Genomic DNA, 19121 nt, shown 5'->3' with positions numbered 1-19121 from the left:
GGCGTTGCGCGACCCCCAACCCCAAGACAGCCGCCGGACGGCGGCGACGCGGAGACAGCTCCATGCAAAAACGCGATCTTCTCTATGCCGGCAAGGCCAAGTCGGTCTATCTGAGCGACGACCCCCAGCGGCTGGTGCTGCACTTCCGCGACGACACCAGCGCCTTCGACGGCAAGAAGAAGGAAGCGCTGGCGCGCAAGGGCATGGTCAACAACCGCTTCAACGCCTTCATCATGGGCAAGCTGGCCGAGGCGGGCATTCCCACCCACTTCGATCAGTTGCTCTCCGATACCGAGTGCGTGGTCAAGAAGCTCGAGATGATCCCGGTGGAGTGCGTGGTGCGCAATCTGGCCGCGGGTGGCCTGGTGCGGCGTCTCGGCGTCGAGGAGGGAATCGCCCTGGCGCCGCCCACCTTCGAACTGTTCCTCAAGAACGACGAGAAGGGCGACCCGATGATCAACGAGTCGCTGGCCGAGACCTTCGGCTGGGCGACGCCGGAGCAGCTGGCGACCATGAAGTCGCTCACCTTCCGCGTCAACGACGTGCTCAAGCAGCTGTTCCTGGATGGCGGCATGCTGCTGGTCGACTACAAGCTCGAGTTCGGCGTGTTCGACGGCGAGATCATGCTCGGTGACGAGTTCTCGCCCGATGGCTGCCGCCTGTGGGACGCCGAGACCCGTGAGAAGATGGACAAGGATCGCTTCCGCCAGGGTCTGGGCGGGGTGATCGAGGCCTACGAAGAGGTCGGCCGTCGTCTGGGCATGAGCTTCGACTGAGCGCGGCTGCCCGCCGCCAGCATAGCCCTGCGGCGCGATAGCCCAGATGGCCTGAATGAACAGAGCCCCGGCACCCAAGTGCCGGGGCTCTCGTCGTTATGAGCACTCATTGTCAAACCCGCTAACGATGGGCGCCGGGGGCAGGGCAAAGCGAGGGTCCTTTGCCATGGATGGCAAAGGTAGCGCCCAGGGAGGGGGTCATAGCGCCCTCGCGACGCCCTGCCGCTGGATAAGCCCACGTCGTCCGCTGGTTCGGAAGGTTCGCGCGGATGCGGTGTGAGAGCCGCGCGTCAGTCGAGCCGCTCGGCGCCGACGATGGTGATCGGCTGGGTCGGTACATCGGCGTGCGGCCCGCGGCGGCCGGTGGGCGTCTCGGCGATCTTGTCGACGACGTTCATGCCCGAGACCACATGCCCGAACACGGTGTAGCCGGGGTTGTAGAGATCGCGATAGTTCAGCGCGTCGTTGTCGACCAGATTGATGAAGAACTGGCTGGTGGCAGAATCCGGATCGGCGGTGCGCGCCATGGCGATGGTGCCACGGGTGTTCTTCAGGCCGCTCTTCTCCAGCGGGATCGGATCATGGGTCGGCTTGGGTTCGAGATCCGCATCCAGCCCGCCGCCCTGGATCATGAAGTCCGGTATGACCCGGTGGAACACCGTACCCTGGTAGTGACCCTCGTCGACATAGCGCAGGAAGTTGGCCACCGTGCGCGGCGCCGCCTTGGCGTCGAGTTCGAGCTCGATATTGCCCTGGCTGGTCTCCAGGCGCACGTGGGGATGATCGGCATCGGCCAGCGCCGAGGTCGAGAGCAGCGGCAGGGCGACGAGCCCGGCCGCCAGAATCGATTTCAACATGTAGAAGAGACTCCGGTATCACGGTGAAGTAAGCACCCTAGCGGGGGCGGCCCCACTAGGCCAGCCCAAAACGCTGGTGTCTCAGAGGGTGTTTACAAATTCGGCGAGCGAAGGCAAGACAAGGCAAAATCGGTCGAGAAAGCGGAGCTTACACGGGGGTAAATGAGCATTTTGAGGCCGATTTTAACGCCGTATTGTCGAGCGCAGGCATTTTGTAAACATCCTCCTCAGACCGCTCCGTCGGCGCGCGGTTCGATAGCGACCACCTGCAGGCTGTCGGCGCCATCGTCGGATGCCGCCCGGAAGCGCACATTGACGTCACGCAGGCAGACGCCGTACTCGCGCCCGGCCCCCGCGCCCGGTTTGGCGTGATAGGCCGGTCGCGGGTCCTGGGCCAGCACCTCTTCGATCAGCGCGGTCAGTCCGGCGCCGTCGGCATGCGCGGCGAGGGTGTGCCGGGCGCTGTCACTGAAGCGGACCGCCATGGGCGCGGGGGCAGCCGGGGCGAAGCCGGCCCGGGCCTGCGGTTGCGATTCCGCCCACGGCAGATAGGGCCGGATATCGACGATCGGGGTGGCGTCGCACAGGTCGTGGCCGCGCAGATGCAGTTTCACCCGGCTGCGCCGGGCGGCCAGCGGCGAGCCGGCGATGGGATGCGCGGCCGGCGTGGGGCGAGTGCTGAGTTCGACCTCCACCAGCTCCACCAGCGAGAGCCCCAGGCGGTTGGGGCGGTGGGTGCTGCGGCTGGCGAAGACCCCTACGCGCTGGTTGCCGCCCAGGCGCGGCGGACGCACCCGCGGCGACCAGGTGGTCGGGCTGCGGTCGAACACGAAACTCAGCCACAGGTGGCTGAAGGCCTCGAGTCCCTCCACCGCCAGCGGGTCGTCGAACGCTGCCTCCAGATAGAGGATGGCGCGAGCGCTGGGGGCCAGCCCCGGCTGGCGCGGAATGCCGAACTTGTCGGGGTAGTCGCTGGCGAGGGTGCCGATCGGGGTCAGCGAGAGCGGCCCTGGGCGATCGTCGAGTCTGGTGTCTGGGGTGGTCAAGGCGGGCATGTCCGAAGCCGATGGTAGCGCCACCCTGCGCGGCAACGGCAGCGTGGGGCAAGAAAGCGTCATGGTGGCGGCTGAGGCGGGCGCGCGCAATGCGTGGCTTGCCCGCCACTCAGCGCTGGCGCCGCGTGCCGAGCTGGCCGGATGCGCAGGCGGTGCCATACTGTCAGCGGAATAGGCCGGGCCTGCGATCATCATCGTGCCCGGCCCCGAGTGGTGGGGTACTTCCGCGAGTTGGCCTGACGGAACGGGCCACACGCGTATCGACGGCGCCGAGAGCGGTGCCATACCAGGGAGAGGTTCGATGAGTTTCCTACGCGTCTATCATGAGGCCGACGGCGAGCAGCCGCTGCTGACGACCCACGAGCCCGAGCGTCTGCGCCTCGAGCTGGAAGCCAACGCGATCCTCTATCGCCATCACCCACTGCCGGCGATGCCGGAGTGCGCGCCGAGCGAGGCGCTGCTGATGCGCTACACGCCGATCATCGACGAGGTCGGTCAGCTCAGCGGCTGCCGTCGGGTAGAGCTGCGGGGGATGAGCCCGCGCTATCTGGATGACGGCGGCGCCGGCGCGCTCGAGCGCGAGCGTCTCTCCAGCGAGTCGCGCAGCGACAGCGATAACTGGCACCTGCTGCTCCACGGGCAGGCGGTGTTCTATCTTCATCTCAACGGCCGGGTCTATGTCATCGGCTGCGAGCGTGGCGATCTGCTGATGATCCCGGCCGGTGTGCCGCACTGGTTCGACATGGGGCCCAGCCCCGACTTCGTGGCCTTGAGTTGGAGCGATGAGACGGCGCATCATCTGCTGGAAACCACCAGCGACATTGCGCTGCGTTTTCCGCGCTTCGAGGCGCTCTACGCCGAAGTCGCCTAGGCCCGACGTCGACCCGACCATGGCGCGGCTCGCAACCCATCCCGACCCTGGAGAGACCGTGATGCTGGAACGTACCCGCTTTCGAGAAGCGCTGCCGCGGGATGCGGCGGACCAGGCCGAGGTCTTCCATCATGCGGTCATGGAGGGCGCTTCGAGCCGTTACACCCTGTCGCAGCGCGAGGCGTGGTCGGCGGCGCTGCCGCGTACCGCCGAAGCGTGGATGGCCCGCCAGACGCTCTATCCCACCCTGGTTGCCGAGTGCGACGGCCACTGTGTCGGTTTCTGTGAGCGCGACGCCAGCGACGGGCGCATCGAGACGCTCTATGTGTGGCCCGCGATCACCCGTCAGGGTGTCGGCTCGCGTCTGCTCGAACTGTCGCTGGAGGCGCTGCTCGCCGCCGGGCACAGCCGTGTGCTGATCGACGCCAGCCTGATGCTGGCACCGGCGCTGGAGGCGCGCGGCTGGACCCGTCTGGCCGAGGAGACGGTGGAGCGCTTTGGCGAAGCGTTGCCCCGTGTGCGGTTGGCCTTTAGCCGCTCACAGGCGCTCTGACCCCCGTATCGGTGGTCGCCAGGTGCGGCGCGCGCACTCTCCAAGGCTTGCACGGCGACGATCCTGGGCCGCGGCCCCGTCTTTCCCTGTCGCAGGGAATCCGGTACAGTCGCTTGCATTATGAAAGTGAGCGAAGAGCCCGACCTCTGTCCCATTGCCCGCGCGCTGGCCTGCGTGGGCGATAGCTGGACGCTGCTGATCCTGCGCGACGCCTTCCAGGGGGCGACGCGCTTCGATCAGTTCCAGCGCGGTCTCGGCATTGCTTCCAACATGCTCACCCGGCGTCTCGAGCGCATGGTCGACAATGGCCTGCTCGAAAAGCACCGCTATCAGACTCGCCCGCCGCGCTTCGAGTACCGCCTGACCGACAAGGGGCGGGGCCTGGCGCCGGTGCTGTTGACGCTCTACGCCTGGGGCGAACACCACCTGCCGATTGCCGCCCGTGGTGTCGAACTGGTGCATCGCGATAGTGGCGAGCCGATCGTGCCGGTCATCTACGACCGCCACCAGGGTACGCCGCTGGTACCGCGCGATGTGGTGATGGTCGCCGGTCCCGACGCCACGCCGGCGATGCGTCAGCGCGCCGAACGGGCCCGGGCCCAGGGGGAGATCCTGTTGACCTCTGTCATGGAGGACACCGCCGCGGCGGATCCACTCGCCGAGGCCGCCGCCGCCCCATCCGCCGAGATCACCGGCCAGCGGCGGCGCTAGCGACATTCGATCAACGAACAGTAAGGACAACGTCATGCGACGTATCGTAGTGACAGGTATGGGCATTCTTTCGCCGCTGGGCTGCCAGCTGGAGACCGTCTGGCAGCGCCTGCTGTCCGGGGCTTCCGGGCTGCGTCGTTTGCCCGCGGAGACCGTCGAAGGTCTCGCCGTCGGCGTCGGCGGGCCGGTGCCCAGCATCGAAGAGGATAGCGCCGGGTTCGATCTCGACCGTGCCATCGACCCCAAGGAGCGGCGCAAGATGGACCGCTTCATCCAGATGGCGGTGGTCGCGGCCGACGATGCCCTCCGGCAGGCCAACTGGTACCCCCAGAGCGAAGACGAGAAGACCCGCACTGCGACCTTGATCGGCTCCGGGATCGGTGGCTTCCCGGCGATCGCCGATGCGGTACGCACCACCGACAGCCGCGGTCCGCGGCGGCTGTCGCCGTTCACCATTCCGTCGTTCCTGGCCAACCTGGCGTGCGGCCATATCTCGATCCGCCACGGCTTCAAGGGGCCGCTGGGCGCCCCGGTGACCGCCTGTGCGGCCGGCCTGCAGGCGATCGGCGACGCCGCGCGCATGATCCATGCCGGTGAGGCAGAGATCGCCGTGTGTGGCGGCAGTGAAGCGTGCATCGACCGCGTCAGCCTGGGTGGCTTCGCCGCGGCCAAGGCGCTCTCCAGCCACTACAACGAGACCCCCGAAGCGGCCTCGCGGCCGTTCGACCAGGGGCGTGATGGCTTCGTCATGGGTGAGGGCGCCGGGGTGATCGTGATCGAGACCCTGGAGCATGCCCAGGCCCGCGGCGCCACGCCGATCGCCGAGCTGGTCGGCTACGGCACCACCTCGGATGCCTACCATCTGACCGCCGGGCCGGAGGATGGCGAGGGTGCCGCGCGGGCGATGGCGATCGCACTGCGTCAGGCCGGCCTGGCGCCCAGCGATATCGCTCACCTCAACGCCCACGCGACCTCGACCCCGGTGGGTGATCGCGGCGAGCTGGCGGCGGTCAAGCGCGTCTTCGGCGAACACCGCCCGGCGATCAGCGCGACCAAGGCCGCCACCGGGCACCTGCTCGGCGCCGCCGGCGGGGTCGAGGCGATCTTCACCCTGCTGGCACTGCGCGATCAGGTCGCGCCGGTGACGCGCAACTATCTCGATCCCGATCCGCTGGCAGCGGAGATGGACGTGGTCCACGGCGAGTCGCGCCCGATGGCGATGGAGCACGCGATCTGTAACGCCTTCGGCTTCGGCGGGGTGAATGCGAGCGTGATCTTCAAGCGCTTCGAGGGCTGAAACGGGCGGAGCTCGCCAGTGTGGCAGCGGGCTCGACGAAAGACGCGTGCCAGCGGTGATACCGCTGGCACGCGTCGTTCGAGGTGCTCAGCTCAAGACGCCAAGCCTGCAACGCCAGAGCCGGCGCCGAGCGTCAGGCCATGGTATCGACGATACCGCCTTCGACCCGCATCGCTGCACCGGTGGTGGCGCTGGCCTGCTCGGAGGCCAGATAGACACTCAGGTTGGCGACCTCCTCGACTTCGGCCACCCGCTGGATGATCGAGGAGGGACGGTTGTCCTTGACGAAGTTGGCTTCCGCTTCGGCCTCGCTCACGCCCTGCTCAGCGGCCATCTTGGCGATCATCTTGCCCACGCCTTCCGATTTGGTCGGCCCCGGCAGCACCGCGTTGACGGTGACCCGGGTACCTGCCAGCACCTTGGCCAGCCCCCGCGAGATCGACTGCACCGCGCTCTTGGTCATGCCGTAGTGGACCATCTCGGCGGGAATATTGAGCGCCGATTCGCTGGAGAGGAACTGGATGCGGCCCCAGTCGCGCTGCTTCATGCCCTGGGCATAGTGGCGCGACAGGCGCACCGCGCTCATCACGTTGACGTCGAAGAACTGCTGCCACTCGGCGTCCTCGATCTCGAAAAAGTCCTTGGGCCCGAAGATGCCGACGTTGTTGATCAGGATGTCGCACTCGGGGCGCGCCGTGATCAGCGTCTGGCAGCCGTCGGCGCTGCCCAGATCGGCGGCCACGCCGTCGATGCTGGCGCCGGGCACCTCGCGGGTGAGGGTGGCGATCGCCTGGTCGACGCGCGCTTGGGTACGCCCGGTCACGGTGACGCTGGCGCCGGCCTGGGCCAGCCCCTTGGCGATGGCCAGGCCGATACCGGCGGTGGAGCCGGTGACGATGGCGTGCTTGGCAGTGAGATCGATCTGCATGCAAATCTCCTTGAGTCCGGGTATCGAAGCCGGCGGCACGCGTGGCCCTGAGACAGGCGCCTGAGGCGGCTCTGACATGGCCCTGGGGGGCGCCGCGCAGGTAGACTGAAGGCTGGCAGGGGCGCGCCCTGGTGCCGCCGATCATCGCCTTGGGGCGCGTGCCGCGGTGGCTTCACGTGACTCTCAAGCGTAGGACGCTTTTCGCAATTTGCCGTCCCATCGCTGAAAGCCGCGGGCGAAGCGCCTGCTTATACTCGATTCCAGACCCTATCGGATGCCGGGCGCCAAGCGCCCGAGTCCGGCCTGGCCCGGCATGTACGCCCGCCCGCCGCCAGGGATGCCGTGTCCAACCTTGAGGAGACCACGATGGCCGCAAGCCCGACGAGAGACGATTTCGACAGCTACATGACGCCCAACTACTCGCCGCAGCAGGCGATTCCGGTGCGTGGCGAGGGCAGCCGCCTGTGGGATCAGGCGGGCAAGGAGTACATCGACTTCGCCGGGGGCATTGCGGTCAACGCGCTGGGCCACTGCCACCCCAAGCTGGTCGATGCCCTGACCACCCAGGGCAACAAGCTGTGGCACCTCTCCAACGTCTATACCAACGAGCCGGCGCTGGCACTGGCGCGCGAGCTGGTCACGCGGACCTTCGCCGACAAGGTCTACTTCTGCTCCTCCGGCGGCGAGGCCAATGAGGCGGCGTTTAAGCTGGCGCGGCGCTGGGCGTTCGACAACTTCGGCGAGCGCAAGCACAAGATCATCTCGTTCAAGCAGGCGTTCCATGGGCGCACTCTGTTCACCGTCAGCGTTGGCGGTCAGCCCAAGTACTCCGAAGGCTTCGGCCCGGTGCCCGGTGGCATTCAGCACGCCCGCTTCAACGATCTCGACAGCGTGCGCGAGCTGATCGACGACGACACCTGCGCGGTGGTGGTCGAGCCGATCCAGGGCGAGGGCGGCGTGACGCCGGCCACGCCTGAGTTCCTGCAGGGGCTGCGCGAGCTGTGCGATCGTCACCAGGCGCTGCTGGTGGTCGACGAGGTGCAGTCGGGCGTCGGCCGTAGCGGCAAGCTCTACGCCTACATGCACTACGGTGTGACCCCGGACATCCTGACCTCGGCCAAGGCCCTGGGCGGTGGCTTCCCCATCGGCGCCATGCTCACCACCGACCGCGTCGCACCGTCGCTGGCGGTGGGCACCCACGGTTCCACCTATGGCGGCAACGCGCTGGCCTGCGCGGTGGGGCTGGCGGCACTGACCACCATCGATACCCCCGAGGTGCTCGAAGGCGTCGAGCGCCGGCATGCGCTGTTCCGCGAGCATCTCGAAGTGATCAACCGCAAGTACGGCGTGTTCAAGGAGATCCGCGGCATGGGGCTGCTGATCGGCGCCGAGATGAGCGATGCCTACGAGGGCAAGGCGCGGGACATCCTGCCGCTGGCGCTCGAACAGGGGCTGATGGCGCTGGTCGCCGGGCCCGGCGTGCTGCGCATGGCACCCTCGCTGGTGATTCCCGAGGCGGATATCCAGGAGGGCATGGCGCGCCTGGAACTGGCCATCGAACGTCTCGTCTCAGCCAGTGAGTGAGTCGACCGGCATGCGTGGCATCGACCCCTCTTCCCGCGTGGCCGAGAGTGTGCGGGAAGCTGGTCAGCTGCTGGTGCGTCCGGCCCAGGCTGCCGATATTGGCGCCATCGAGCGCCTGGCCAGCAGTGCCACGCCGCGGCTGACCAACCTGCCGGCCCACCGTGATCGTCTCGAGGAGCGCATTGCGCGCTCCTGCCGGGCGCTCTCCCACAACGTCGACTTCCCCGGTGACGAGGTCTACACCTTCGTGCTCGAGGACCGCGAGATCGGCGAGATCGTGGGGACCGCGAGCATTCGTGCCCAGGCCGGGGCCCAGGACGTCTACTACACCTATCGCCAGGAAACCCTGATCCACGCTTCGCAGCAGCTCAACCTGCGTCACGAGGTGCAGACGCTGTCGCTCTCCCACGAGATGTCCGAAGTGTCGCTGCTGTGTGCGCTATCGCTGGACGCGCGCTATCGCGGCACCAGCGCCGCCTCGCTGCTGCGTCGCGCACGGCTGATGTTCATCGCCCAGTACCCGGAGCGCTTCGCCGACACCCTGGGGGTGGCCTTCCCCGGCTATCTCGACGAGAACGGGGCGTCGCCGTTCTGGGATAGCGTCGGGCGCCACTTCTTCAACCGCGGCTACCACGAGATCAATCAGCTCGCCGGGGTGCGCTCGAAGAGCTTCATCGCCGAGGTGATGCCGCAGTTCCCGCTATACCTGCCGCTGCTGACGCCCCAGGCGCGTTCGGCGATCGGGCGTGAGCATCCCGCCCATGAGCCGGCGCTGGGCGAGATGCTGGCAGAGGGCTTCGTGCGCTCGCGTCACGTGGATATCTTCGATGCCGGGCCGGTTCTACGTGGTGAACGCGCACGCCTGCGTACGCTCAACCACTGCGGCTGGCATCCGGTGCGTATTCGCCCGGCGGCCTCGCTGCCGGACGCCGAGCCGGCGATGGTGGCCAACCAGCGTCTGGCCGATTTTCGCTGCACCGTGGCCCGCTACGCGCTGACCCCGACCGGTCAGCTACTGCTCTCCGAGGCTCAGGCCGAGCTGCTCGGCGTGGAGGAGGGGCGGGCGGTTCTGGTCGCGCCGCTGGCGCTGCCGGACGTCGAGGATGCATTGGACGAGGGAGACCTGTAATGCGTCTGAGACCCATCAGCCATCACGATATCGACGAACTCAAGTCGCTGGCCCAGGAGACCGGGGTCGGGTTCACCTCGCTGCCCAACGATCACGACTTCCTCGTCGCCAAGATCGACAAGGCGGTAGCGGCCTTCGAGGGCCGTGTACCCGCCTGCGAGCGGCTCTACTTCTTCGTGCTCGAAGACGAGCAGAGCGGCGAGTTGGCCGGCTGCTGCGCCATCGAAGCGGAGGTCGGGCGCGAGACGCCCTTCTATCACTACCGGGTGGGCAAGCTCGCCCACTCCTCGGTCCAGCTCGATCTGCATCGCACCATCGATACGCTGTTCTTGAGCTCCGACCATACCGGCGATGCCGAGGTCGCCTCGCTGTTCCTGCGCCCGGCCTATCGTCGCGACCGCAACGGTACGCTGCTCTCCAAGGCGCGCTGGCTGTTCATGGCGGAGTTCCGCGACGGTTTCCCGGACAAGGTGCTGGCGGAGATGCGCGGGGTGATCGATGCCGACGGCATCAGCCCGTTCTGGCAGTGTCTGGGTAGCCACTTCTTTCCCATGGAGTTCAAGCAGGCGGATCAGCTCACCGGGCTGGGCCAGAAGAGCTTCATCGGCGAACTGATGCCCAAGTATCCGATCTACACCCCGTTTCTGCCCGAGGCGGCGCGGGCGTGCATCGGCCAGGTCCATGAGCAGACTCGTCCGGCGCTGGAGATGCTCAAGAAAGAGGGGCTGCGCTGGGAAGGCTATATCGACATCTTCGATGGCGGCCCCACCGTGGAGGCCTATATCGATGACGTGGGCGCCATTCGCCACTCCCAGCGGGTACAGGTCGAGGTGAGCGGCGACGCGCTCGCCCAGGCCGAACGCCCCAGCTGGCTGGCGGCGACCACCGGCATGGCGGATTTCCGCTGCTGCTTCATCGGTCGCGGTCCCGACGCCGACGGCGTGGTCCACCTGAGTGAGGTGGAGGCGCGGCGCCTGAACGTGACCAGCGGCGACACCCTGCGCCTGCTGCAGACCTGAGCTGCTCTGAGCACCGGGCCCTGAACACCGAGCCCAGGGCATCGAGTTCGGGGCTCCGAGCTCGATGCCGGGCCCGAATCAGAGCGCCGGCGCGGCGGCCACCTCAGGCGCCCGCGCTGCAGCGAGCCGGGCCGACTTTTCAGAACCCAATCGGAGGGAAGCATGGACGCCACACAACAACTGCTGATCGACGGCCAGTGGCAAGCGGGCGAGGCGGCGGCCTTCACCAAGCACGACCCGGTCTCTGGCGCTCGTCTATGGCAGGCCAACGCCGCCTCCGCGGACCAGGTCGGTGCGGCGGTGAGCGCGGCGCGACACGCTTTTGCTGGCTGGGCGCGGCTGCCGCTGGCCGAGCGTCAGGCGGTGGTCGAGCGCTTCCGCGACCAGCTCGAGGCGCAGCGCGAGCCGCTGGCCGAGAGCATCGCCCGTGAGACCGGCAAGCCGCTGTGGGAAGCCCGCACCGAGGTCGGGGCGATGATCGGCAAGATCGCCATCTCGGTGAACGCCTACCATGAGCGCACCGGCGAGCGCGCCCGCGATGCCAACGGCACCCGCGCGGTGCTGCGCCATCGCCCCCACGGCGTGCTGGCGGTGTTCGGCCCCTACAACTTCCCCGGCCATCTGCCCAACGGGCATATGGTGCCGGCGCTGCTGGCGGGCAACTGCGTGGTGTTCAAGCCCAGCGAGCAGACCCCGATGAGCGCCGATCTGACCCTTCAGTGCTGGGTCGCGGCCGGCTTGCCCCCCGGGGTGATCAATCTCGTCCAGGGCGCCGCCGAAGTGGGCCAGGCGCTGGCCGGCCACGCCGATATCGACGGCCTGCTGTTCACCGGCAGCGCCAAGATCGGCGGCCTGCTGCACCGCCAGTTCGGTGGCCAGGTCGGCAAGATCCTGGCGCTCGAACTGGGCGGCAACAACCCGCTGGTGGTGCGTGACGTGCGCGACCCGGCGGCGGTGGTGCTGACCATCCTGCAGTCGGCGTTCCTCTCCGGCGGCCAGCGCTGCACCTGCGCCCGCCGCCTGATCGTGCCCGAGGGCGAGCGTGGCGATCAGTTGCTCGAGCAGCTGGCCGAGGCGATGCAGCAGCTGCGCGTGGCGGCGCCGTTCAGCGAACCGGCGCCGTTCTACTCAGGGCTCGTCAGCCCTGCGGCGGCGGAGGGGCTGCTCGCCGCCCAGGCCGATCTCGAGGCGCGCGGCGGCCGGGTGATCGTGCGCATGGCCTCGCTCGAAGCCGGCACCAGCCTGCTCTCGCCGGGGCTGGTGGACGTCACCGGCTGCGAGGTACCCGACGAGGAGCACTTCGGCCCGCTGCTCAAGGTCTACCGCTACCGCGACTGGGACCACGCTATCGAACTGGCCAACGATACCCGCTACGGCCTCGCCGCCGGGCTGATCGGCGGCGATCAGCCGGAGTGGGACGACTTCCTGCTGCGCATTCGCGCTGGCATCGTCAACTGGAACCGCCAGACCACCGGTGCCTCCGGTGATGCGCCCTTCGGGGGGATCGGCGATAGCGGCAATCATCGCCCCAGTGCCTACTACGCCGCCGACTACTGCGCCTACCCGGTGGCCTCGATGGAGTCCGAGACTCTGACGCTGCCCGGCGAACTGCCGCCCGGGGTCACGTTATGAGCGACGTGCGCGAGGTCAATTTCGATGGCCTGGTCGGGCCGACCCACAACTACGCCGGTCTGGCCCACGGCAACGTGGCCTCGATGCGCCACGGCGGTCTCGCCTCCAATCCGCGCGAGGCGGCGCTGCAGGGGCTGGCCAAGATGAAGTCGTTGATGGACGCCGGCTACGCCCAGGGCGTACTGCCGCCGCAGCAGCGCCCCGATCTCGGTGCGCTGCGTGCGCTGGGCTTCACCGGCAGCAATGCCGAGGTGCTGGCCCGGGCCGCCGGTGAGGCACCGCAGCTGCTGCGCGCGGTCTGTTCGGCCTCGAGCATGTGGACCGCCAACGCCGCCACGGTGACACCCAGCCGTGATGCGCCGGATGGTCGGGTGCACTTCACCCCGGCCAATCTGCAGTCGAGCTTTCACCGCTATCTGGAGCCGGAGACCACCGCCCGCGTGCTGGCGGCGATCTTCCGCGAGCCGGCGCATTTCGCCCACCATCCGGCGCTGCCGGCGACCCCGGCGTTCTCCGACGAGGGCGCGGCCAACCACACCCGACTTTGCGGCGAGCACGGCGAGTCGGGGGTGCATCTCTACGTCTACGGGCGCCAGGCGTTCGGCGGCGAGCGCGGCCCACAGCGTTACCCCGCCCGTCAGACCCTCGAGGCCAGTCAGGCGGTGGCGCGTCAGCACGGCCTGGGTGAGGCGCAGACCGTGTTCGCCCAGCAGCACCCCGAGGCGATCGATGCCGGGGTGTTCCACAACGACGTGATCGCGGTGGGCAACGGCCCGGTGCTGCTCTATCACGAGATGGCATTCCTCGACGAAGAGCAGACCCTGGATGCGCTGCGCAGCCGGATGGCCACGCCGCTGATCCCGGTACGCGTCCCCGGCGAGGCGATCAGTCTGGCGGAGGCCGTCTCGACCTATCTGTTCAACTCCCAGCTGCTCACCAATCCCGGCGGCGACATGACCCTGGTGGTACCGGGCGAGTGCCAGGAGAACGAGACCGTGTGGCGGGCGATCCAGGATCTGCTGCTGGCGGGGCACAACCCGATCGGCGAGATTCTGGTCAAGGACGTCAAGCAGAGCATGCGCAACGGCGGCGGGCCGGCGTGTCTGCGCCTGCGGGTGGCGCTCTCCGCGCAGGAGCGCGGCGCGCTGGGTGGGCGTGTGCTGCTCGATGAGCGTCTGCACGCCGACCTGGTGGGGTGGGTCGAGCGTCACTACCGTGACCGGCTGACGCCCGACGATCTGGCCGATCCCCAGCTGGCGGAGGAGACGCTCGGTGCGCTCGACGAGCTCACGCGGCTGCTCGGCATCGGCAATGTCTATCCGTTCCAGCTCGGCTGAGATGGGCCGGTTCCATCTGTCTGATTAGCGGCCCGGGCGCCCGCCCGGGCCCGTCTCTCAACTCTGACTGGCGGCGCCACCGACCATGCCGCGCTGCAGGTCGTTGTCGCGCAGGTGCTTGGCGACGGTATCTTCCGGAGAGCCGGCCATCTCGCGGAACATGCCCATCGAGCCCAGCAGGGCGGAGGACTCGTAGGGCACGAACACGCGCTCGCCATCCTTGGCCATGGTCGGCAGGATCTTGATGTAGCTCTGGCCGAGCAGATAACCCACCACGGTGCGCTTGTTCTCTTCCGTCTCGCCGATGGCGTTGAGCACCAGTTTGATCGACTCCTGCTCACCCTGGGCACGCAGAATGGCGGACTGTTTGTCGCCTTCGGCATTGAGGATCGATGATTCTCGCTGACCCTGGGCCATGGCGATGGCGGCGGACTTCTCGCCCTCGGCTTCGGTCACCGTGGCGCGGCGTTTACGCTCGGCGGCCATCTGCAGGCGCATGGCGCTCTCCACCTCTTCCGGCATGGCGATGTCCTGCACCTCCACGCGCGAGATCTTGACCCCCCACTTCGAGGCCGGCTCCTCCATGGCGGACTGAATGGCGTTGTTGACCTCGGCGCGGGATTCGAACAGCTTGTCCAGCTCCATCTTGCCCACCACCGAACGCAGCGTGGTCTTGGCCAGTACCTCGACCGCCTGGCTCATGTTGGCGACTTCATACACCGCCCGCTTGGGATCGATGATCTGGTAGTAGAGCGCGCCGTTGATGGTGACGGTGACGTTGTCGGTGGTCACCACCGGCTGGCCCGGAAAGTCCATCACCGTCTCGCGGCGGTCGATGCGCACCTCCTCGGTGGCGATCGGATAGTACTCCTCGCCCTGCTTGCGGTAGCGGATCATGCTGATCGCCCGCGGCTGCTCGATGAACGGAATGATCACGTTGATGCCGCTTTCCAGCAGCCGATTGAAGGAGCCGAGACGCTCGACCACCATCACCTCCGACTGGCGCACGATGACCAGTCCCTTGATGATGAGGATCACGCCCAGCGCGACGATGATCAGGCTGATCAGCAGCCCGGGCCCGATGAAATTCATGATGATGACTCCGTGTGGTGGGGAAGCGTGACGATGGCGACGGTGCCATCGAAGCGCTGGAAGATGACCTCGCTGTTGGCGGGCAGCTCGGTCGTGTCGCTGTCGGCGACGCGTAGCCGATAGAAGTCGCCGTTGATCTTGAGGCCGCTGGCGCCATCGAAGTCGCGCTTCAGCGTGCGGTAGTGCTTGCCACGTTCGGTGCCGGTGCCGGTGGTGCCATAGGCGACACCGCGTGGCGAGAAGCGTGGGCGGATCACCTTGATCACCAGCGGCAGCATCACCCCGGCGGCCAGGCCCAGCCCCAGCAGCTGCCAGCTGAACGAGGCGCCGAGCGCGGCCAGCAGCACCGCGGCCAGGGTCGCCACCGCCAGCCCCAGTAGCACCAGCGCGCCGGAGAGCAGCTCGGCCAGCCCCAGCAGCAGGGCCGCCACCAGCCAGACATAGGCCATGTTCCAGTCCATCGTGTCTCCACCGATCGGGTCACAAGAAAGAGGGGCGCCGGGGGCGCTGTCTGAAAAGTCGACGCGCGCAGTACTTTTCGGAAAGTGCCTAGTGTGCCCGTTGGTACGACGGCTGGATATCAGCGATTGCCGTCACCTCGTGTAAGCCTTCGACCATGATCGAGGTCGCGCAGGTCAGGCTAGTCATCACCGAGTCTGACCATCTTCGGCCGCCCCAACAGCATCCCGGCCACGCACTGGCCGGCCAGCAGCACCAGCAGGAAGCCCAGCGAGAGCTGCCAGCTGCCGCTCAGGCCGTGCAGGGCGCCGAACAGCAGCGGGCCACAGGCGGCCAGCAGATAGCCCAGGCTCTGCGACATGCCGGAGAGCATGGCGGCGTGCTGCGGTTGGCGCGTGCGCAGCACGATCATGGTCAGGGCGAAGCTGAAGCAGCCGCCCTGGCCGGCGCCGAGCAGCAGCGCCCAGCCGATCGGCGCCGCGGTGGGGGCCAGTATCAGCCCCAGCAGGGCGACGGCGATCAGCGCACACAGGCCGAGTACCAGCAGGCTGTGGTGGGTCAGGCGCGAGGCGAGGCGGGCAATGAAGTAGCTGGCGGGGATGCTGGTGAGGTTGATCATCGACAGCATCAGCCCGGCGGTGGCCTCGGATACGCCGGCTTGGATCGCCACCGCCGGTACCCAGGTCTGCAGGGTATAGAAGCCCAGCGACTGGGCGCCCATGAACAGGGTCAGGGTCCAGGCCACCGGGCTGCGGAACAGGCGCGACATCGGCGGGCGTTTGGCAGCGGTGCCGTCGCCCGCGGGCAGACGCAGCGCCAGACGCCACCACAGTAGCGCCGAGAGCACGCCGACACCCGCCCACAGCCAGATCGGGGTCGACCAGCTGCCCGAGGCGCGCATCAGCGGGACCGCGCTGCCGGCGCTGATCGTCGCCCCCACGCCCATCATCACCGTGTAGAGACCCATGGTGCGGCCCAGACGGTCGCCGCGGTCGCGCTTGACCAGGCTCGGCATGAAGACGTTGCCGAAGGCGATGCCCAGGCCCGCGCAGAGCGTGCCCGCCAGCATCAGGGTCACGCTCTCCATGCCCCGCAGCAGCCCACCGAGGGCGATCAGGCTGAGCGCCCAGGCGATCGCACGGTCGAGCCCGACGCGTGCGGCGAAGCCCGGTGCCAGCGGCGACAGCAGCCCGAAGCAGAGGATCATGCCGGTGGTGAACAGGCTTGCGGTGCCGGCGCCGATGGAGAGCGTCGACATGATCGGTTCGAGCACCGGCCCCACCACCACGATCGGCGCGCGCAGATTGATTGCGGCGAGGCCGAAGGCCACGAGCCACAGCCAGGCAGGCAGCGGAGCGCGGTTGAGCGATGTCGACATGGCAAAAGTCCGGGAAAATCGAGGCGCTAGCTTAACATCGATGAGCGATGACCTGGCGCGGCAACGGACGATTGGCGCCGAGATGTCGCCTCGACGTCGGCTGGTGTCGATCGCATCCCGGTGCGGGGCCGGGTTGGCGCACGCCGCCGAGCCAACGAGGAGGAAGCGCGGCCAGGAGGAGCGCTGGCCAGGGTCACAATGTCTGGGCAAGCACGGTACGATTTAGACATCGCTTAACGATCCGCTGGCCTGCGCTACGCTGAGAGTCGAGGTGCGAACGATACGAGGAGTCCCCGTTGGCGACACCCCCAGATGAAGTATCCGCCAAGGAGCAGGTCGCGCGTCTGACACGCCGGCTGAAGCGTTCCGAAAAGGCGCGAGAAGAGGCGGAGGCGATTCTCGAGCGACGCAGCCGGGAGCTGCTGCAGGCCAACGAACAGCTGATGGAGCGCGAGTCCGAGCTGCGCGCAAGGCTTGAGCGCGAGACTCAGCATCTGATCCGCGCGCAGCGCACGGCAAGAATGGCGACCTTTCATCGCTATCGCGGCAGCCGGATGGCGGCGTCGCCCGCCTTCAACAGTCTCCTGGGGATCGATACGCAGGCCAAGGCCAGCGAGCAGGCGCTATGGGAGTCCATCCATCCGTTCGATCGCGACAAGATACAGCGCGCGGAAACGGCGTTCTATCAATCCGCGGAAGCGGGGATAGACCACGAGTACGACTGCCGGATTCTGCGTGACGGCGAGATCCGCTGGATCCGCTGGATCATTCGCAAGGAGGTTGACGAGCAGGGCCGTTTCGTCTCGTTCATCGGTGCCATACAGGACATCACAGAGCAGCGCGCCTCCGAGCGCAGGGCACGGGCCCTGGCGCTGGTCGCCGAGCGGCGGGTGAAGCAGTTGACCCGGCTCAGCGAGGCGCTGCGCGAGAGCCGCCATGCCGCCGAAGCGGCGCTGCGGGTCAAGGCCGATTTCCTCGCCGCCGTCAGTCATGACATCCGTACGCCGTTGAACGGCATCATGGGCATGCTGCACCTGCTCTCTCTGGATACCTTGCGTGTCGATCAGCACGAACGGCTCGGGATTGCGCAGGATGCCGCCAACCAGTTGCATCGCTATATCGAAGATGTCATCGACATGGCGCAGACCGACGAAGGTGCCCTGGAGTACTGGCCGCAGGCGGTGGACATCCGTGTGCAACTCGAAGCGGTCATCCGCTTCTGGCAGGGGGGCGGGCGCCAGGAGCCGACGCCATCGCTCGATCTGGACATCGACCCGTCACTGGGGGGCACGCTGGTCACCGATCCGGTGCGCTTGCGACAGATCCTCAATGTCTGTATCGAGCGGTTGGCGGAACGGGGCGTGCCGATCCGGCTCCGCGTCGAGCGGCAACCGGAGGGGATCGACATCCTCCTCTCCTGCCGCGGTGAGGAACAGGCCCGCCTGGTGGCGGATCCGCGTCAGCGTGCACTGCTGAAGCGCTTGGCGGCGACGATCGGCGCGCAGATACGGCCGCTGAACGCGAAGGCGCGGGTAGGCATCGTGCTCTCGCTGGCGGCCGCCGAGGCGTCCCCAGGGGTCCAGCCCGAGTTCTCTGCGCCGGAAGAGACGCCACACCCCTGGCCCGAAGGCGACACGCTTCGCGTACTCGTCGTCGACGACATCGAGACCAATCGTGTCGTGTTGACGCAACTGCTGCAGGTCATGGGCTACGCCAGCGATGTCGCCTGTGATGGTGATGAAGCCGTGGAGAAGCTGCTACACGGGGGCGAGGCGTACGCTGTCGTGCTGATGGATCTGCGTATGCCGCGCATGTCCGGGGAGGAGGCGGTGGCGTGCATTCGGGCAGCGGCGGATCCGAGATGGAAGCGCCTGCCCATTGTCGCGGTGACGGCGCATGCCGGCCGGGAAGAGTTGGCGGCCTTGAGTGCACAGGGTTTCACCGAGGCGATGACCAAACCGGTCGATCATCAGCGGCTCTCGGCGGTGCTGCGGCGGGTACTCGATGCAGGCGCCCTCGACGATGCCACTCTCGACGTACCCGACGACGATGCGCTGAGCTACGAGACGACACTGGCGCCGGACCTTTCACCGTCGATGCCCATCGAGCCTGACTATTTCCGCACGCTCTTCAAACCGTTGGCCGCGTCGCGGCGGGAGTTGCTGCTGAAAGTGGCAATCGATGATCTCGACAGGCTGATCCAGGAATTGGAGGCAGGTCACGCGCGCAATAGCGCCGAGGATATCGAGCGCGCTGCGCATAGTCTCAAGGGGGTATCGGGCAACTTCGGCGCCTTCTCGTTGATGGCGGCAGTCGAGGCCTATCGGGCACTGCCGACAGACGAGGCCGCGGCACGCCTGCCGGCCCTGCGTAAACAGGTCGCGGGCGTGATCGAGCACGCCCGCGACCTGTTTGCCGATCTGGATTCGAAGTGAGCCCCTGC

General features: G+C 67.6%; 17 protein-coding genes. 11 read left to right on the top strand and 6 right to left on the bottom strand.

The window, feature by feature from the left end; all coding sequences use genetic code 11:
- Positions 1–62: 62 nt before the first annotated feature.
- The gene (gene purC, locus DOM67_RS11005; protein WP_110675790.1) at positions 63–776 is read left to right on the top strand and encodes a phosphoribosylaminoimidazolesuccinocarboxamide synthase; all 714 of its coding nucleotides are present in this window, start codon (positions 63–65) and stop codon (positions 774–776) included.
- 290 nt (positions 777–1066) lie between these two features.
- On the opposite strand, the gene DOM67_RS11000 is transcribed toward purC, so the two are convergent.
- Together DOM67_RS11000 and tsaA are read right to left on the bottom strand one after the other, a co-directional pair.
- Positions 1067–1633, bottom strand: a complete 567-nt coding sequence (locus DOM67_RS11000) for a peptidylprolyl isomerase (RefSeq protein ID WP_110675788.1) — start codon at positions 1631–1633, stop codon at positions 1067–1069.
- 227 nt (positions 1634–1860) lie between these two features.
- Positions 1861–2679 (bottom strand): tRNA (N6-threonylcarbamoyladenosine(37)-N6)-methyltransferase TrmO, encoded by an 819-nt coding sequence (gene tsaA, locus DOM67_RS10995; RefSeq protein WP_232825222.1) that lies wholly within the window; start codon positions 2677–2679, stop codon positions 1861–1863.
- 310 nt (positions 2680–2989) lie between these two features.
- On the opposite strand from tsaA, the gene DOM67_RS10990 reads away from it, so the two are divergent.
- From DOM67_RS10990 to fabF, 4 genes are all read left to right on the top strand, one after another.
- A complete protein-coding gene (locus tag DOM67_RS10990) occupies positions 2990–3559 on the top strand; it encodes a cupin (protein ID WP_110675784.1) in 570 nt (189 codons plus the stop codon).
- A 61-nt stretch (positions 3560–3620) separates the two neighbouring features.
- Positions 3621–4112 carry a GNAT family N-acetyltransferase gene (locus DOM67_RS10985; protein ID WP_110675782.1) on the top strand — a complete coding sequence of 164 codons (492 nt, stop codon included), beginning with the start codon at positions 3621–3623 and terminating at the stop codon, positions 4110–4112.
- A 120-nt stretch (positions 4113–4232) separates the two neighbouring features.
- The gene (locus DOM67_RS10980; protein WP_110675780.1) at positions 4233–4823 is read left to right on the top strand and encodes a helix-turn-helix domain-containing protein; all 591 of its coding nucleotides are present in this window, start codon (positions 4233–4235) and stop codon (positions 4821–4823) included.
- Between the two features lie 34 nt (positions 4824–4857).
- Positions 4858–6120, top strand: coding sequence for a beta-ketoacyl-ACP synthase II (gene fabF, locus DOM67_RS10975; protein WP_110675778.1), 1263 nt, complete (start codon positions 4858–4860; stop codon positions 6118–6120).
- Positions 6121–6253: 133 nt separating this feature from the next.
- On the opposite strand, the gene DOM67_RS10970 is transcribed toward fabF, so the two are convergent.
- On the bottom strand, positions 6254–7048 hold the full coding sequence (locus tag DOM67_RS10970; RefSeq protein WP_110675776.1) for an SDR family oxidoreductase: 795 nt from the start codon (positions 7046–7048) through the stop codon (positions 6254–6256).
- Positions 7049–7414: 366 nt separating this feature from the next.
- Between DOM67_RS10970 and DOM67_RS10965 the strand changes: the two genes are divergently transcribed.
- The 5 genes from DOM67_RS10965 to astB all read left to right on the top strand — a co-directional run bounded on the left by DOM67_RS10965 (position 7415) and on the right by astB (position 13749).
- The gene (locus DOM67_RS10965; protein WP_110675774.1) at positions 7415–8632 is read left to right on the top strand and encodes an aspartate aminotransferase family protein; all 1218 of its coding nucleotides are present in this window, start codon (positions 7415–7417) and stop codon (positions 8630–8632) included.
- Between the two features lie 10 nt (positions 8633–8642).
- Complete coding sequence (locus DOM67_RS10960) at positions 8643–9761, top strand: arginine N-succinyltransferase (protein ID WP_110675772.1); 1119 nt, start codon at positions 8643–8645, stop codon at positions 9759–9761.
- The gene (gene astA, locus DOM67_RS10955) at positions 9761–10780 is read left to right on the top strand and encodes an arginine N-succinyltransferase (protein ID WP_110675770.1); all 1020 of its coding nucleotides are present in this window, start codon (positions 9761–9763) and stop codon (positions 10778–10780) included. The genes DOM67_RS10960 and astA overlap by 1 nt, the downstream gene beginning before the upstream one ends.
- 162 nt (positions 10781–10942) lie before the next feature.
- Positions 10943–12412 (top strand): succinylglutamate-semialdehyde dehydrogenase, encoded by a 1470-nt coding sequence (astD, locus tag DOM67_RS10950; protein WP_110675768.1) that lies wholly within the window; start codon positions 10943–10945, stop codon positions 12410–12412.
- The gene (astB, locus tag DOM67_RS10945; protein ID WP_110675765.1) at positions 12409–13749 is read left to right on the top strand and encodes an N-succinylarginine dihydrolase; all 1341 of its coding nucleotides are present in this window, start codon (positions 12409–12411) and stop codon (positions 13747–13749) included. The genes astD and astB overlap by 4 nt, the downstream gene beginning before the upstream one ends.
- 57 nt (positions 13750–13806) lie before the next feature.
- Here astB and DOM67_RS10940 read toward each other — a convergent pair whose 3' ends face one another.
- The 3 genes from DOM67_RS10940 to DOM67_RS10930 form a co-directional block, all read right to left on the bottom strand.
- Positions 13807–14841 (bottom strand): SPFH domain-containing protein, encoded by a 1035-nt coding sequence (locus tag DOM67_RS10940; protein ID WP_188115123.1) that lies wholly within the window; start codon positions 14839–14841, stop codon positions 13807–13809.
- Positions 14838–15302: a nodulation efficiency, NfeD-like protein gene (locus DOM67_RS10935; protein ID WP_110675761.1), complete on the bottom strand. Its 465-nt coding sequence runs from the start codon at positions 15300–15302 to the stop codon at positions 14838–14840. The genes DOM67_RS10940 and DOM67_RS10935 overlap by 4 nt, the downstream gene beginning before the upstream one ends.
- A gap of 179 nt (positions 15303–15481) precedes the next feature.
- Positions 15482–16678: an MFS transporter gene (locus DOM67_RS10930; RefSeq protein ID WP_110675760.1), complete on the bottom strand. Its 1197-nt coding sequence runs from the start codon at positions 16676–16678 to the stop codon at positions 15482–15484.
- A gap of 443 nt (positions 16679–17121) precedes the next feature.
- Between DOM67_RS10930 and DOM67_RS10925 the strand changes: the two genes are divergently transcribed.
- Positions 17122–19113 (top strand): PAS domain-containing hybrid sensor histidine kinase/response regulator, encoded by a 1992-nt coding sequence (locus DOM67_RS10925; RefSeq protein WP_157958847.1) that lies wholly within the window; start codon positions 17122–17124, stop codon positions 19111–19113.
- Positions 19114–19121 lie beyond the last annotated feature (8 nt).

It is taken from the genome of Salinicola sp. RZ23, assembly GCF_003206675.1.
Classification (GTDB): domain Bacteria; phylum Pseudomonadota; class Gammaproteobacteria; order Pseudomonadales; family Halomonadaceae; genus Salinicola; species Salinicola endophyticus.
Note: the sequence above shows the minus strand (reverse complement) of the source record. Positions and strands in the feature narration are given on the sequence as shown.